The organism is Pseudomonadota bacterium, assembly GCA_027624955.1.
In the GTDB taxonomy this organism is placed as follows: Bacteria; Pseudomonadota; Alphaproteobacteria; order UBA828; family UBA828; genus PTKB01.
Genome location: JAQBTG010000003.1, coordinates 123,617 through 136,813, shown reverse-complemented (window position 1 = coordinate 136,813; position 13,197 = coordinate 123,617). Strand labels below are relative to the sequence as shown.

The following is a 13,197-nucleotide window of genomic DNA, read 5'->3' as shown; positions in this document are numbered from 1 at the left end:
ACGAGTGTAAAGATCATGCTACAACCGAAATCAACTAAATACCGCAAGGCGCACAAAGGCCGTATTCACGGCCTGGCTAAGGGCGGAACTCAGTTAAATTTTGGCGCCTTCGGCATGAAGGCGCTAACCCCGGGCCGCATGACCGCGCGTGAACTGGAAGCTGGCAGGCGAGCGATCACACGCCACATGAAACGTACTGGTCGCGTTTGGATTCGTGTGTTTCCAGATGTTCCTGTATCCAGCAAACCAGCTGAAGTCCGCATGGGCAAAGGCAAGGGCAGCACAGAATTTTGGATCGCACGGGTTAAGCCGGGCCGCATTCTTTATGAGATCGACGGCGTAACCGAGGAAGTTGCGGCAGAGGCGTTTCGTCTGGCAGCGGCAAAGCTTCGGGTTAAGACCAAGTTGGTCGCACGCGTTATAGAAGGGGTCTGAGACGTGAAAATTGAAGACACCCGAAGCATGACCCCGGACCAATTGAAGGGCGAATTGCTGACATTGAAGAAAGAGGCCTTTAACCTGCGTTTTCAGCAGGCTATTGGCCAATTGGAAAATACCGCGCGCATGCGCGAAGTGCGACGCGATATCGCCAGAGTGAAGATGGTTCTGGGTGATCAGCGACGCAGCAGCGCTGCATCGTAGTCGGGAAAGGAAAGAAGCATGCCAAAGAGGATCATGCAGGGGACGGTCGTGAGCGATAAGGCCGAGAAAACGGTTGTCGTTCGTGTCGACCGGCGCTTTATGCACAGCCTGTATAAGAAAGTTATTCGTCGTTCTAAGCGCTATACCGCGCATGACGAAGCCAATACTCATAGCGTTGGCGATGTTGTGCGAATTCGTGAATGCCGGCCCATCTCGAAGCGCAAGCGCTGGGAAGTAATCGGCGATACCTCCGGTAGCTCGACTTGAGCACCCGGCGGTAGATTACAGACAAGGATTGTTGAACCATGATCCAGATGCAAACAAATTTGGACGTTGCCGATAACTCCGGTGCTCGGCGTGTCCAATGTATTAAGGTGCTTGGTGGCTCGAAGCGGAGATTTGCATCGGTCGGAGATCAGATCGTGGTGTCCGTGAAAGAAGCTATTCCGCGCGGCAAAGTTAAAAAAGGCGAAGTTCATCGTGCGGTTATCGTACGGACCGCCAAGGAGATCAGGCGTAACGACGGCACCGCAATCCGTTTTGATCGCAATGCGGCCGTATTGCTGAACCCCCAGGGTGAGCCCATCGGCACACGTATCTTTGGCCCGGTAACTCGTGAATTGCGGACCAGAAATTATATGAAGATTATCTCGCTGGCGCCCGAAGTTCTCTAGGCGCGCGGGACGAAATTGAGCAGGAAACGATGGCAAAGCGTAAAATAAAAAAGGACGATGAAGTGATCGTCCTCACCGGTCGCGACAAAGGGAAGCGCGGCACGGTCAAGAAGGTGAACGTGAAGGATAGTCGGCTTGTGGTCGATGGCATCAACATGGTCAAACGCCATGTTCGGCCATCACAGACCGACCCACAGGGCGGCATTCAAGAACGTGAAGCCGCTATTCATATATCCAATGTGGCGCTTATTGATCCGGTGGAAAACACCCACACTCGCGTCGGTTACCGCATCTTGGACGATGGCCGAAAGGTCCGTTTCGCCAAGCGTTCGGGGGAGGTCATCGATGCCTGACAAAAGCGCAATGCCACGTTTAAAAGTCGTTTACGAGACCGAAATTTGCCCGAAATTGATGGAGCAGTTTGGCTATAAAAACCGCATGCAACTGCCAAAACTCGAGAAAATCGTCATCAATATGGGCGTTGGCGAAGGGTCGGCGGACAAAAAGAAAATTGAAGCGGCCGTCCGCGAAATGACACTGATCGCTGGGCAGAGGCCGGTTGTGACCAAGGCTAAGAAATCGATCTCGACATTTAAGGTTCGCGAGGGCATGGATGTCGGATGCATGGTTACGTTGCGGCGCACCAGAATGTATGAATTTCTTGATCGTCTGGTGACGATCGCACTGCCTCGGGTTCGCGATTTTCGCGGCCTACCAGCAAGGAGTTTTGACGGTCGGGGCAACTATGCGCTCGGGCTAAAGGAGCAGATCGTTTTTCCTGAAATCGAATATGACCAGGTGGATGAAGTGCGCGGCATGGATATCGTTATTTGTACGACTGCCGCGACGAACGAGGAAGGCCGTGCATTGCTGACCGCCTTCCAGCTGCCGATCATTGTAAATAGCACACAATAGAAGAGAGAGTAGAATGGCCAAACAAAGCGCCATACAGAAGAACAATAGGCGAAAACGGATCGTTGCGCGCGATGCCGAGAAGCGCGCGGCATTAAAAGCCATCATGCGCGATCTGACGATTCCCGGTGAGGAACGTTTTTCAGCGATGCTCAAATTGTCGAGCTTGCCGAAAAATGGTGCCAAAATACGGGTCCGCAATCGCTGCGCTTTGACCGGACGCCCGCGTGCCGTCTACCGTAAGTTTGAACTTTCCCGCATTGCGATGCGCGACCTTGCCTCGTCTGGATATATTCCGGGCATGGTCAAATCGAGCTGGTGAGGGCGCTTTATGACAATGAGTGACCCAATTTCCGACATGATCACCCGCATTCGTAACGGCCAGCGGGCGCATAAAAGCTCGATCAGCACACCCGCTTCGAATATGCGCGGCGCAGTTTTGGATGTACTGCAAAAAGAAGGCTACATTCGCGGCTATACCAAAGACGAATCCGTGGCCGGGAAGCCGAGTTTCGAGGTCGAGCTGAAATATAGTGAGGGCCAACCGGTGATTGTTGAGATTAAGCGAATCTCACGTCCTGGACGGCGGGTATATTCAGGCGTCGGGGATATCCCCCGGATCTATAACGGCCTCGGCATATCGATTATTTCGACATCGCGCGGTGTATTGTCGGATATCGAAGCTCGCAAACAGCATATCGGCGGAGAAGTTCTCTGCCACGTGTTTTAGAGGCCTAGGAGGGCGTAATGTCTCGCATCGGGAAAAGTCCGGTTGCAGTGCCTAGTGGCGTCGAGGTCCGTATCGCGGAGAACGACATTACGGTTAAAGGCAAATTGGGTGAGCTGCATATGGCGATTGCGTCTGAAGTACGCATCACCAGAGAAAATGATCAGCTTTTGTTTGAACCAAAAGACGATTCCAATCGAGCTCGTCAGCTATGGGGTTTCTACCGGGCGAACGTGAACAATATGGTTCAGGGCGTCAGCGTTGGCTTTACCAAGAGTCTCGAAATACAAGGCGTCGGCTACCGCGCTGCGATTCAAGGCAAGCGATTGAAGCTCGATCTCGGGTATAGCCATTCCGTTCTTTATGACATCCCGGATGGCATCACCATCACGTGTGAAAAACCAACCGATATTGCCGTAACCGGCCGGGATAAACAGATTGTCGGCCAAGTGGCGGCAGATATTCGCTCATTTCGTAAACCTGAACCCTATAAGGGCAAAGGTATTCGTTATGTGGGCGAGTATGTGCGGCGCAAAGAAGGCAAGAAGAAGTAGGCAAGGACATGTTACGAAAACAAGAACTACACGAACGTCGAAAAACACGCTCGCGCACCAGACTGCGTCGATTGGGCAACGACCGCCCACGCCTTTCGGTATTCCGATCTGGAAAGCATATCTATGCGCAAGTTATAGACGAGGACCAGGGAAAGATCGTCGCGGCTGCTTCAACGGTTGAAAAAGATACCCGTTCTGAATTGAAGAACGGGTCCAACAAAGAAGCGGCAGGCAGAATTGGCAAGACGATCGCAGAGCGGACTCTCGCAGCCGGCGTAACCGCGGTCGTTTTCGACCGTGGTGCTTACAGATATCATGGTCGGGTCAAAGCCCTGGCCGAAGCCGCCCGCGATGGCGGGCTGAACTTTTAGGAAGTAGTTTTATGGCACGACCGGACATGGGCGCCCGTTTAAGGGGCGATCGGGAAGATCCAGAGTTTGCGGATAAGTTGGTTTATATCAACCGCGTCTCAAAAGTGGTCAAGGGTGGCCGGCGCTTCAGTTTTTCAGCGCTTGTCATCGTCGGTGACCGGCGCGGTCGCGTTGGATTCGGCACCGGCAAGGCGCGCGAAGTACCGGAGGCCATCCGCAAGGCGACCGAACAGGCCAAACGCAAATTGATACGGGTACCGATGCGCGAGGCACGTACATTGCATCACGATATCGAAGGGCGTTTCGGCGCTGGCCGGGTGGTGATGCGCTCCGCCCCGGCAGGCACAGGTATTATTGCCGGTGGACCAATGCGTGCGGTTTTTGAGATGGCCGGAATGAAGGACGTCGTGGCCAAATCAATCGGGACATCGAACCCACATAATATGGTCCAGGCGACATTTGACGGATTTGAACGCTGCGTGTCACCGCGCAGCATTGCCGCCAAACGCGGCAAAAAGGTAAGCGAAATTTTCGGGCGCGAAGAGCCCGCGGAACAGACGGGCTAGAATCATGTCTTCACCGACAAGCGGTAAAATCCGCGTTACTCAGATAGGCAGCCCAATCGGCCGCCTAAAATCACAGCGAGCGACGCTAATCGGGCTTAGCCTCAACAAAATGAACCGTACGCGGGTGCTGGAAGATACTCCTTCGGTGCGTGGTATGGCGTTGAAGATCCGCCATCTTGTGCGGATTGAACCGGTGAACGAAGGAAGCGGATCATGAAGCTAAATGAACTATCCGCACGGCCGGGCGCGACGAAAGCCAAACGGCGTGTCGGCCGCGGCATCGGGTCGGGCAAAGGCAAGACAGCAGGAAGCGGCCATAAGGGTCAAAATTCTCGCTCGGGCGTCAGCCTTAACGGGTTTGAAGGCGGTCAAATGCCTTTTTACCGCCGTATGCCAAAGCGCGGTTTCACAAATATTTTCCGCAAAGAATATGAAATTCTCAATGTCGGGCAGCTTCAGAAGGCTGTAGATGACGGCCAATTGGACGCAAAGAACATGGTCGATGAAGCTGCGCTAAAAGCCTCCAAGCTGGTGCGTGGCTCCAGCGATGGCGTGCGCATCTTGGCGAAGGGCGAGCTTACCGTTGCACTACAGATTGACGTTGCCGGCGCTTCGAAAGCGGCAATGGCGGCAATCGAAAATGCCGGTGGCAAGATTACTGTCCGGCCCGCCAAAATACTGCCCGCGGATTCAAAAAAATCCATACGGAGAGCCGCTAGAAAGATATATAAAACCGATGATGAAGCCGCAGCGCCGGCCAAGACACAAACCGGAGACGGCAAAGCTAGTTAAGGTCCGACAGACGGATAACCACGGATAATCAATGGCGTCAGCAGCCGAACAACTCGCGGCAAATTTGAATTTCGGCGCTTTTGCAAAAGCGAAAGAACTTCAAAAGCGTCTGCTCTTTGCGTTTGGCGCGTTGGTCGTTTATCGCCTGGGCACCTATATCCCGCTGCCTGGGATTGATACCAATGTAATTGCCGAAGTATTTGAGCAGCAGGCCGATGGCATTCTCGGCATGTTCAACATGTTCGCCGGCGGTGCTCTCGGGCGCATGACGATTTTCGCTCTCAACATCATGCCATACATATCTGCCGCAATTATTATCCAGTTGGGCACTGCGGTGGTCCCCTCCCTCGCGCAATTGAAAAAGGATGGGGAGGCCGGGCGCAAGAAGATCAATCAATATACCCGCTATGGCACCGTTTTTCTGGCCGCCATACAGGCCTATGGAATTGCCGTCGGCCTCGAGAGTTTCCAGGGTCAAACCGGCGGTGCCGTGTTGGAACCGGGCATGTTTTTCCGTCTGACTACCGTGGTGACGCTCACCGGCGGCACCATATTTCTGATGTGGCTGGGTGAGCAAATAACCGCGCGCGGTATCGGCAATGGCATTTCACTGATTATCTTTGCCGGCATTGTCTCCGAATTGCCGCGCTCCCTAGTGAATACGTTGGAATTAGGCCGGACCGGCGTACTCTCTGGCGGTATATTGGTCGTTCTTATCGTCATGGTGCTGGGCGTGATTAGTTTCATCGTTTTCATCGAACGATCGCAGCGCCGAATCGTCGTGCAATATCCCAAGCGCCAGGTTGGACGGCGCATGTTCGGCGGCGAAAATTCACATTTGCCGTTGAAGCTCAATACCGCCGGCGTGATTCCGCCAATTTTTGCTAGTTCCATCCTACTTCTGCCGATCACCGCAATCAGCATGAATGCGGGACAGGGCCCTGGCTGGCTAACGGATGTGGCGGGCTTCCTCGGGCGCGGCCAGCCGATGTATATGCTGCTCTATGCTGCGGCAATTATCTTTTTTACGTTTTTCTATACCTCCGTCGTCTTCAATCCGACGGATACGGCGGATAACCTCAAGAAGAATGGCGGCTTTGTTCCGGGCATTCGCCCGGGTAAGAATACCGCGGCCTATCTCGATTATGTGCTCACGCGCCTGACGGTTGCTGGCGCACTCTATTTGACCGCCGTCAGCCTTCTGCCCGAGCTATTGATTTCACAATATGCAGTGCCGTTCTATTTCGGTGGCACCAGCCTATTGATCGTGGTGACGGTGACCATGGATACGGTCGGCCAAATTCAATCCCATTTGCTGGCACATCAGTATGAAGGACTGATCAAGAAGTCCAAATTGCGGGGTTCGCGGCGGTGAATCTCATACTTCTGGGCCCCCCAGGAGCCGGTAAAGGCACTCAAGCACAGCGTCTGATGGCGCATTACGGCATCCCACAACTCTCTACTGGTGAAATGCTGCGCGCTGCTGTGGCCGAAGGAAGTGAATTGGGCAAACAGGCGAAATCAATCATGGAAGCTGGCGATCTGGTGCCGGACGATCTTATGATCAAACTTATTTCGCAGCGTATTGGACGCGATGATTGTGCAAATGGGTTCATTCTTGACGGATTTCCGCGCACCACTGCTCAGGCTGAGGCGCTCGACGAAATGTTGGCCGAGCGGAAATTACAATTGGACAAGGTGATCGCGATTGCGGTCGACGAACAAGCGTTGATCGAGCGCATTTCCGGACGCTTCAGCTGCGCCGATTGCGGCACTGGATATCACGATTCGTTTAAACAACCGGTTGCCGAGGGTGTGTGTGATAAATGCGGCGGCGCAAATTTTGAGCGCCGCAAGGATGACAACAGGGAAACCGTTGAAGCGCGATTGCGCACCTACCACCAGCAAACTGCACCGATTATACCCTATTACGAGCTAAATGGCCGCCTTGTGCGAGTCGATGGGATGGCTGAAATCAACACCGTCGGCGACGCCATATTGGCTCTTTTATAAGGTGCTAGAGGTGATTGACTTAGCGGCATGGTTTGTCGATAATCCCGCCCAGTTTGGGCACGCGCCCCGGGAGTTTTCCGTGGCGCGCCTTTTGTTCTGCGAGGAGTACTGATCTTGGCCCGAATTGCTGGCGTCAACATCCCAACAAACAAGCAGGTCGGCATCTCGTTGACCTATATATTCGGGATCGGCCGTACCAAAGCGCTCGAAATTCTGACAACTGCCGGCGTTCCGGCAGATCGCCGGGTGAACGAGATGAGCGACGCCGATGTCGCCAAAGTGCGCGAAATCGTCGACCGGGATTACACGGTCGAGGGTGATCTGCGCCGCGCCACCGCGATGAATATCAAACGTCTGATGGATTTAGGCGTTTATCGTGGCATCCGCCATCGCCGCGGACTACCGGTGCGCGGCCAACGCACCCATACCAATGCGAGAACGCGCAAAGGCCCGGCGCGCGCAATCGCCGGCAAGAAGAAGTAGGACTGAACCATGGCCAAACCAACATCCGTCCGCAAGCGCGAACGGAAGAATATCTCTTCCGGCGTCGCACATGTTAATTCCACCTTCAATAACACCATGATCACCATCACCGACGTGCAGGGAAACACAATTTCCTGGTCATCGGCAGGCGGAATGGGCTTTCGCGGGTCACGCAAATCGACCCCCTATGCCGCTCAAATGGCCGCAGAGGATGCCGCAAAGAAGGCGGCGGAACATGGTATGAAATCGCTTGAAGTCGAAGTGAAGGGGCCGGGGTCCGGTCGAGAATCGGCGCTCCGTGCGCTGCAAACAGCGGGTTTTATCGTCACTGCAATCCGTGATGTCACACCAATCCCGCATAATGGCTGCCGGCCGCGCAAACGCCGCCGCGTCTAACGAATAAATGGGTGCGCTCCGGCGCACTTATGAGCGCCGTCGAAGACGGCAATTAAGTAGCAAACCGCAATTTCCGAGCGATTTTCCGCTCACCTATTCTGTGAGGTCGTATCCGTGATCCAGAAAAACTGGCAGGAACTTATCAAGCCGTCGAAATTAGCTATTTCACCCGACGGAGACAGTAAAAACATAGCAATCCTAGTCGCCGAACCGCTCGAGCGCGGCTTTGGCGTGACGCTCGGTAACGCCCTCAGGCGTGTTCTGTTGTCATCGTTACAGGGTGCCGCAGTCACGGCCATTCAGGTTGAGGGCGTACTGCACGAGTTTTCGACCATCCCGGGCGTGCGCGAGGATCTCACTGACATCGTCCTCAACATTAAATCTCTGGCGCTGCGGATGCACGGCGAGGGTCCAAAACGACTTACGCTCAAGGCAACAAAGCCCGGTGAAGTAACAGCTGGCATGATCGAAACCGGCCATGACGTTGAAATCATGGACCCGGATCTGGTGATCTGCACGCTAGACCAAGCGGCAAATCTGAGCATGGAATTGACCGTGCAAACCGGCAAGGGATATGTCGCGGCGGTACAGAACCGGCCGGAAGACGCTCCGATTGGGTTCATCCCCGTCGATGCGCTTTATAGCCCTGTGAAGAAAGTCGCTTACAAGGTTGAGAATACACGTGTTGGGCAAGTCACCGATTATGACAAGCTGTCGATGACCATCGAAACCAACGGCACGGTCACGCCGGAAGATGCCATCGCACTGGCCGCCCGTGTTATTCAGGACCAACTGCAGCTTTTTATCAATTTCGAAGAGCCGCGCGAAGCTCATCGCGAGGAGCATGCGGTCGAGCCGGAATTCAATCCCAACCTGTTGAAAAAGGTCGACGAGTTGGAGCTTTCCGTACGCTCCGCCAACTGTCTCAAGAACGACAACATTATTTATATCGGAGATTTGATTCAGCATTCCGAATCAGAAATGCTACGCACCCCTAATTTTGGCCGTAAATCCTTAAACGAGATCAAGGAAGTGCTCAGCCATATGGGGCTGCATCTGGGCATGGAAGTGGCCAGCTGGCCGCCAGAAAATATCGAAGAGATGGCAAAAAGGCTGGAAGAGCCTTATTAAGAAGAGGCGCCACGGCGCAAGGAGAGAGAGATGCGGCATCGCAATAGTGGGCGCAAACTAAACCGGACATCGAGTCACCGTAGGGCGATGCTTCGCAATATGGCAACGGCGTTGTTAAAACATGAGCAGATCAAAACGACCCTACCGAAGGCCAAAGAACTTGGCCCGGTAGTGGAACAAATGATTACGCTCGGAAAGCGCGGAAGCTTACATTCCCGACGCCAGGCGCTTAGCTACCTCATGGACGAGGCGATCGTCCGCAAATTGTTCGACGGTTTGGCCGAACGCTATGAAAGCCGGGCAGGGGGCTATACCCGAGTGCTTAAGGCGGGCTTCAGGTATGGCGATTCAGCGCCCATGGCCTATATCGAATTAGTGGACCGAGATGAAGATGCCAAAGGCCTCGATTCCGGGCCGGACATGAGCCTCGATGAGATGGAGGAGGAAAAAGTTTCTGCCTGAACAGGCGAGAAATTTTAGCTCCGCAGATATACAGGGCGGCCCCAATGGGGCTGCCCTTTGTCGTTGTGCAGCGTTAGATTGACAAAGATGGCAAAACAGGCCGCCCCTTCTTTATTCGACAAAGATGCGCCACGACCTCTGGCGGAGCGCATGCGCCCCGGTCAGCTCGATCAGGTTGTCGGCCAGGATCACCTGTTGGGCGAGCAAGGGGTTCTCGGCCGTATGGTCGCTGCAGGGCGGCTCGCCTCTCACATCCTGTGGGGCCCGCCGGGCTGCGGAAAAACGACTATTGCCCGTCTCCTTGCGACCCATTCGGATCTTGAGTTTGAACCCCTGAGCGCCGTTTTCTCCGGTGTCGCTGATTTACGCAAAATTTTCGAGCGCGCCCGTGAACGCCGCCAGTCCGGGCAGGGTACGATGTTGTTCGTCGATGAAATACATCGCTTTAACCGCGCGCAACAGGATGCATTCCTGCCGGTTGTCGAAGACGGCACGGTGACCCTCGTCGGCGCGACCACGGAGAATCCATCGTTCGAGCTGAACGGCGCACTCCTGTCACGTTGCCAGGTGCTGGTTCTGCGCCGCCTCGATGATGAGGCCCTGGCCGAATTGATGGAGCGCGCCGAGGCGGCGGAAGAGAGGCCCCTGCCGCTCGACGATCAGGCCCGCGTTGCCCTGCGCGCCATGGCGGACGGAGATGGCCGCTTCCTGCTCAACATGGTTGAGGAGCTCTTCGCGTCAGGGGTACGGGACAGGATGGACAACAAGGCGCTGGCCGAGGCGGTCCAACGCCGCGCTCCGCTTTACGACAAGGCGCAGGAGAGCCATTACAATTTGATCAGCGCGCTGCACAAATCTCTGCGCGGTTCAGATGCGGACGCTGCGCTTTATTGGCTGACCCGCATGCTGGCAGGCGGCGAGGACCCCAACTATATCGCGCGGCGTTTGGTGCGCTTTGCGTCAGAGGATGTTGGCCTGGCCGAACCCGGTGCGCTGCCGCAAACCATGGCGGCGTGGCAGGCCTATGAGCGCCTGGGTTCGCCCGAAGGGGAGTTGGCGCTTGCCCAGGCCGTGCTCTATCTGGCGACAGCGCCCAAATCCAACGCTGCGTATAAGGCCTTGAGTGCGGCCATGCGCACAGCACGGGAAAGCGGCTCGACCATGCCACCGAAGCACATCCTCAACGCCCCGACTGGCTTGATGAAGGATTTGGGATATGGCGACGGCTATGTCTATGATCATGAAACAGAAGACGCATTTTCCGGCCAGAATTATTTCCCCGACGATTTGCCGCGCCAAGAATTTTACCGCCCGGTGGAGCGCGGATTTGAACGTGAAATCAAGAAACGCCTCGATTATTGGAACAAGCTGCGCGACGATGGCGGCGAGCAGGGCCGGAGAAGCGAATGAAGTTAGTTCTAGCGATCGCGTTCGGTGGCGCCGTCGGCTCTGTCGGTCGCTATTATGTCGCTGACCTCGCGGAGCGTTGGTTTGCTTCATTCCTGGGTACCGGTTTTCCCTACGGCACGGTCGTGGTCAATGTGCTGGGCTCATTCATATTCGGTGCTTTGATCGAAAGTTTTGCCGTAACATTGATGCCCAGCGCCGAGATTCGGGCATTGGTATTTGTCGGTGTCCTCGGCTCGTTCACGACCTTTTCGGCCTTCTCATCGGACAGTTATTTGTTGCTGGAGCGTGGCGAGACCGGAAGGGCACTGCTTTATATTTTCATTTCGGTCGCCATATCCCTGGGTGCCTTTTTTGTTGGACTTCGTCTATTGCGATTGATCCTCGCATGAGCGGTGTAAAAACCCTTTTGGTGGCCGCTGACGACGCCGATATCAGGCTCGACCGGTGGTTTCGAAGCCGTTATCCAGGCCTCAGCCATGGCAGACTTGAGAAGCTTTTACGCACCGGCCAAATCCGAGTCGACGGGCGCCGCGCCAAGGCGAGTCTGCGTCTCGTCGTTGGAAGTGAGGTGCGGATACCGCCGCTCGCGGCCGAAACAGGTGCCCCCGCAAGAGGCAGATCCAGCGCGCCCGCGCCGAGTGACGCGGATTTAGCGGCGGCCCAGGAATGGGTCATCTACCGCGACGAAATGATGCTGGCGATCAACAAACCCGCGGGTCTCGCCGTGCAGGGCGGCTCGGGCGTAACACACCATGTCGATGCTTTGCTGGATGGCCTGCGCTTCGGCGCCGACGACCGCCCTCGGCTGGTGCACCGGCTCGACAAGGACACCAGCGGCGTGCTGTTGCTGGCGCGCACTGCCGCCGCCGCACGTCATTTGACAAAATGGTTCCGCGACCAGGAACTACGCAAGGTGTATTGGGCGCTGACTATCGGCCGGCCCGATCCTGGGCGCGGACGTATCGATGCGGCGATCGCCAAGAAAACCACCCCAACAGGAGTTGAACGCGTTGTTCCAGCGCCGGACGGGGCCGACGCGACGACTTTTTACGCGACGGTTGAGGCCGCAGGAAGCAGCATGGCCTGGCTGGCGCTCTCGCCGCGAACTGGGCGCACCCATCAATTGCGCGTGCATTGCGCGGAAGTTCTAAACTGCCCAATTCTTGGCGATAAGAAATATCCCGCCGAATCAGACCCGTTGGAAACGATCGGATTTGGTGCCGGCTTGCACCTCCACGCCCGGTCACTGAGTCTGCCACATCCGGGTGGCGCCGGCGCACGGCGCGCGCGCCTTGTTCTGGTGGCGCCGCTGCCGCCGCACATGGCAAGAACCTGGCAACATTTGGGATTCGATCCGGGCACGGACGGCGATCCCTTTGCCGAACTGAACACATGACGCAGCTCGTCATGTTTGATTGTGACGGCACGTTGGTTGATAGCCAGTACGTCATCATCGATTCCATGCAAGCCGCCTTTCGCGCGCACGGCGTCGCGCCACCGGCGCCCGAGGCAGTAAAAAGGATCGTTGGATTGTCTTTGCCGCAAGCCATCGGCCAACTGCACGGCGACGCAGATGTCACGACAATCGAAAGCCTAGTGGCGGCCTATAAGGAATGTTTTCTTGAATTGCGTGCCAGCCCCAACCTGCACGAGCCGTTATTTGCCGATGTCGTCGAGACGCTCACGCTTCTGGAAGAGACCGGATACGTTCTTGGCATTGCCACCGGGAAATCCCGACGCGGCTTGTCCGCGATCTTGGAAACCCATGGTCTCGCCAGGCATTTTGCAACTTTGCAAACTGCGGATGATGCGCCCAGCAAACCGCATCCCGGCATGTTGGAGCGTGCGATGGCTGAAACCGGCATGGACAAGGATGAAACCGTGCTTATCGGCGATACGGTGTATGACATCGAAATGGCCTTAAATGCCGGTGCCAGTGCGTTCGGCGTGGCCTGGGGCTATCATGACGTGGTCGAGCTGAAAGCAGCCGGAGCCGATCTGGTACTTGATCAATTGGTTGATTTACCACCTGTTTTGAAACAACGGCGACGGAAAGTGTAAGCG

The 13,197-nt window shown here is 55.6% G+C and carries 23 protein-coding genes; all 23 read left to right on the top strand.

The window, feature by feature from the left end; all coding sequences use genetic code 11:
• Positions 1 to 15 precede the first annotated feature (15 nt).
• The 23 genes from rplP to O3A94_02215 all read left to right on the top strand — a co-directional run bounded on the left by rplP (position 16) and on the right by O3A94_02215 (position 13,194).
• Positions 16 to 435, top strand: a complete 420-nt coding sequence (gene rplP, locus O3A94_02325) for a 50S ribosomal protein L16 (protein MDA1355088.1) — start codon at positions 16 to 18, stop codon at positions 433 to 435.
• A gap of 27 nt (positions 436 to 462) precedes the next feature.
• Positions 463 to 642, top strand: a complete 180-nt coding sequence (rpmC, locus tag O3A94_02320) for a 50S ribosomal protein L29 (GenBank protein ID MDA1355087.1) — start codon at positions 463 to 465, stop codon at positions 640 to 642.
• A gap of 18 nt (positions 643 to 660) precedes the next feature.
• Entirely contained in the window at positions 661 to 909 is a 249-nt protein-coding gene (gene rpsQ / locus O3A94_02315; protein MDA1355086.1) for a 30S ribosomal protein S17, read from the top strand.
• Between the two features lie 38 nt (positions 910 to 947).
• On the top strand, positions 948 to 1,316 hold the full coding sequence (rplN, locus tag O3A94_02310; protein ID MDA1355085.1) for a 50S ribosomal protein L14: 369 nt from the start codon (positions 948 to 950) through the stop codon (positions 1,314 to 1,316).
• Between the two features lie 29 nt (positions 1,317 to 1,345).
• Entirely contained in the window at positions 1,346 to 1,669 is a 324-nt protein-coding gene (rplX, locus tag O3A94_02305; protein MDA1355084.1) for a 50S ribosomal protein L24, read from the top strand.
• Entirely contained in the window at positions 1,662 to 2,231 is a 570-nt protein-coding gene (gene rplE, locus O3A94_02300; GenBank protein ID MDA1355083.1) for a 50S ribosomal protein L5, read from the top strand. The genes rplX and rplE overlap by 8 nt, the downstream gene beginning before the upstream one ends.
• A 13-nt stretch (positions 2,232 to 2,244) precedes the next feature.
• A complete protein-coding gene (rpsN, locus tag O3A94_02295; protein MDA1355082.1) occupies positions 2,245 to 2,550 on the top strand; it encodes a 30S ribosomal protein S14 in 306 nt (101 codons plus the stop codon).
• A 9-nt stretch (positions 2,551 to 2,559) separates the two neighbouring features.
• Positions 2,560 to 2,958 (top strand): 30S ribosomal protein S8, encoded by a 399-nt coding sequence (gene rpsH, locus O3A94_02290; GenBank protein MDA1355081.1) that lies wholly within the window; start codon positions 2,560 to 2,562, stop codon positions 2,956 to 2,958.
• A 17-nt stretch (positions 2,959 to 2,975) separates the two neighbouring features.
• Positions 2,976 to 3,509 (top strand): 50S ribosomal protein L6, encoded by a 534-nt coding sequence (rplF, locus tag O3A94_02285; GenBank protein ID MDA1355080.1) that lies wholly within the window; start codon positions 2,976 to 2,978, stop codon positions 3,507 to 3,509.
• An 8-nt stretch (positions 3,510 to 3,517) separates the two neighbouring features.
• On the top strand, positions 3,518 to 3,880 hold the full coding sequence (rplR, locus tag O3A94_02280; GenBank protein MDA1355079.1) for a 50S ribosomal protein L18: 363 nt from the start codon (positions 3,518 to 3,520) through the stop codon (positions 3,878 to 3,880).
• Between the two features lie 11 nt (positions 3,881 to 3,891).
• Positions 3,892 to 4,446, top strand: coding sequence for a 30S ribosomal protein S5 (rpsE, locus tag O3A94_02275; GenBank protein ID MDA1355078.1), 555 nt, complete (start codon positions 3,892 to 3,894; stop codon positions 4,444 to 4,446).
• A gap of 4 nt (positions 4,447 to 4,450) precedes the next feature.
• Complete coding sequence (gene rpmD / locus O3A94_02270; protein ID MDA1355077.1) at positions 4,451 to 4,663, top strand: 50S ribosomal protein L30; 213 nt, start codon at positions 4,451 to 4,453, stop codon at positions 4,661 to 4,663.
• Positions 4,660 to 5,238, top strand: a complete 579-nt coding sequence (gene rplO, locus O3A94_02265; protein MDA1355076.1) for a 50S ribosomal protein L15 — start codon at positions 4,660 to 4,662, stop codon at positions 5,236 to 5,238. The genes rpmD and rplO overlap by 4 nt, the downstream gene beginning before the upstream one ends.
• Positions 5,239 to 5,269: 31 nt before the next feature.
• On the top strand, positions 5,270 to 6,613 hold the full coding sequence (gene secY / locus O3A94_02260) for a preprotein translocase subunit SecY (protein MDA1355075.1): 1,344 nt from the start codon (positions 5,270 to 5,272) through the stop codon (positions 6,611 to 6,613).
• Positions 6,610 to 7,251, top strand: coding sequence for an adenylate kinase (locus O3A94_02255; protein ID MDA1355074.1), 642 nt, complete (start codon positions 6,610 to 6,612; stop codon positions 7,249 to 7,251). The genes secY and O3A94_02255 overlap by 4 nt, the downstream gene beginning before the upstream one ends.
• 114 nt (positions 7,252 to 7,365) lie before the next feature.
• A complete protein-coding gene (gene rpsM, locus O3A94_02250) occupies positions 7,366 to 7,734 on the top strand; it encodes a 30S ribosomal protein S13 (protein MDA1355073.1) in 369 nt (122 codons plus the stop codon).
• Between the two features lie 9 nt (positions 7,735 to 7,743).
• Positions 7,744 to 8,130, top strand: coding sequence for a 30S ribosomal protein S11 (rpsK, locus tag O3A94_02245; protein MDA1355072.1), 387 nt, complete (start codon positions 7,744 to 7,746; stop codon positions 8,128 to 8,130).
• Between the two features lie 114 nt (positions 8,131 to 8,244).
• Positions 8,245 to 9,261, top strand: coding sequence for a DNA-directed RNA polymerase subunit alpha (locus O3A94_02240; protein ID MDA1355071.1), 1,017 nt, complete (start codon positions 8,245 to 8,247; stop codon positions 9,259 to 9,261).
• A gap of 30 nt (positions 9,262 to 9,291) precedes the next feature.
• Positions 9,292 to 9,723, top strand: a complete 432-nt coding sequence (rplQ, locus tag O3A94_02235) for a 50S ribosomal protein L17 (protein MDA1355070.1) — start codon at positions 9,292 to 9,294, stop codon at positions 9,721 to 9,723.
• Between the two features lie 87 nt (positions 9,724 to 9,810).
• Positions 9,811 to 11,133 carry a replication-associated recombination protein A gene (locus O3A94_02230; GenBank protein MDA1355069.1) on the top strand — a complete coding sequence of 441 codons (1,323 nt, stop codon included), beginning with the start codon at positions 9,811 to 9,813 and terminating at the stop codon, positions 11,131 to 11,133.
• The gene (gene crcB / locus O3A94_02225) at positions 11,130 to 11,522 is read left to right on the top strand and encodes a fluoride efflux transporter CrcB (protein MDA1355068.1); all 393 of its coding nucleotides are present in this window, start codon (positions 11,130 to 11,132) and stop codon (positions 11,520 to 11,522) included. Before O3A94_02230 ends, crcB begins: the two co-directional genes overlap by 4 nt.
• On the top strand, positions 11,519 to 12,529 hold the full coding sequence (locus O3A94_02220; protein MDA1355067.1) for an RluA family pseudouridine synthase: 1,011 nt from the start codon (positions 11,519 to 11,521) through the stop codon (positions 12,527 to 12,529). Before crcB ends, O3A94_02220 begins: the two co-directional genes overlap by 4 nt.
• Positions 12,526 to 13,194: an HAD-IA family hydrolase gene (locus tag O3A94_02215; protein MDA1355066.1), complete on the top strand. Its 669-nt coding sequence runs from the start codon at positions 12,526 to 12,528 to the stop codon at positions 13,192 to 13,194. Before O3A94_02220 ends, O3A94_02215 begins: the two co-directional genes overlap by 4 nt.
• The last annotated feature ends 3 nt before the right edge of the window (positions 13,195 to 13,197 follow it).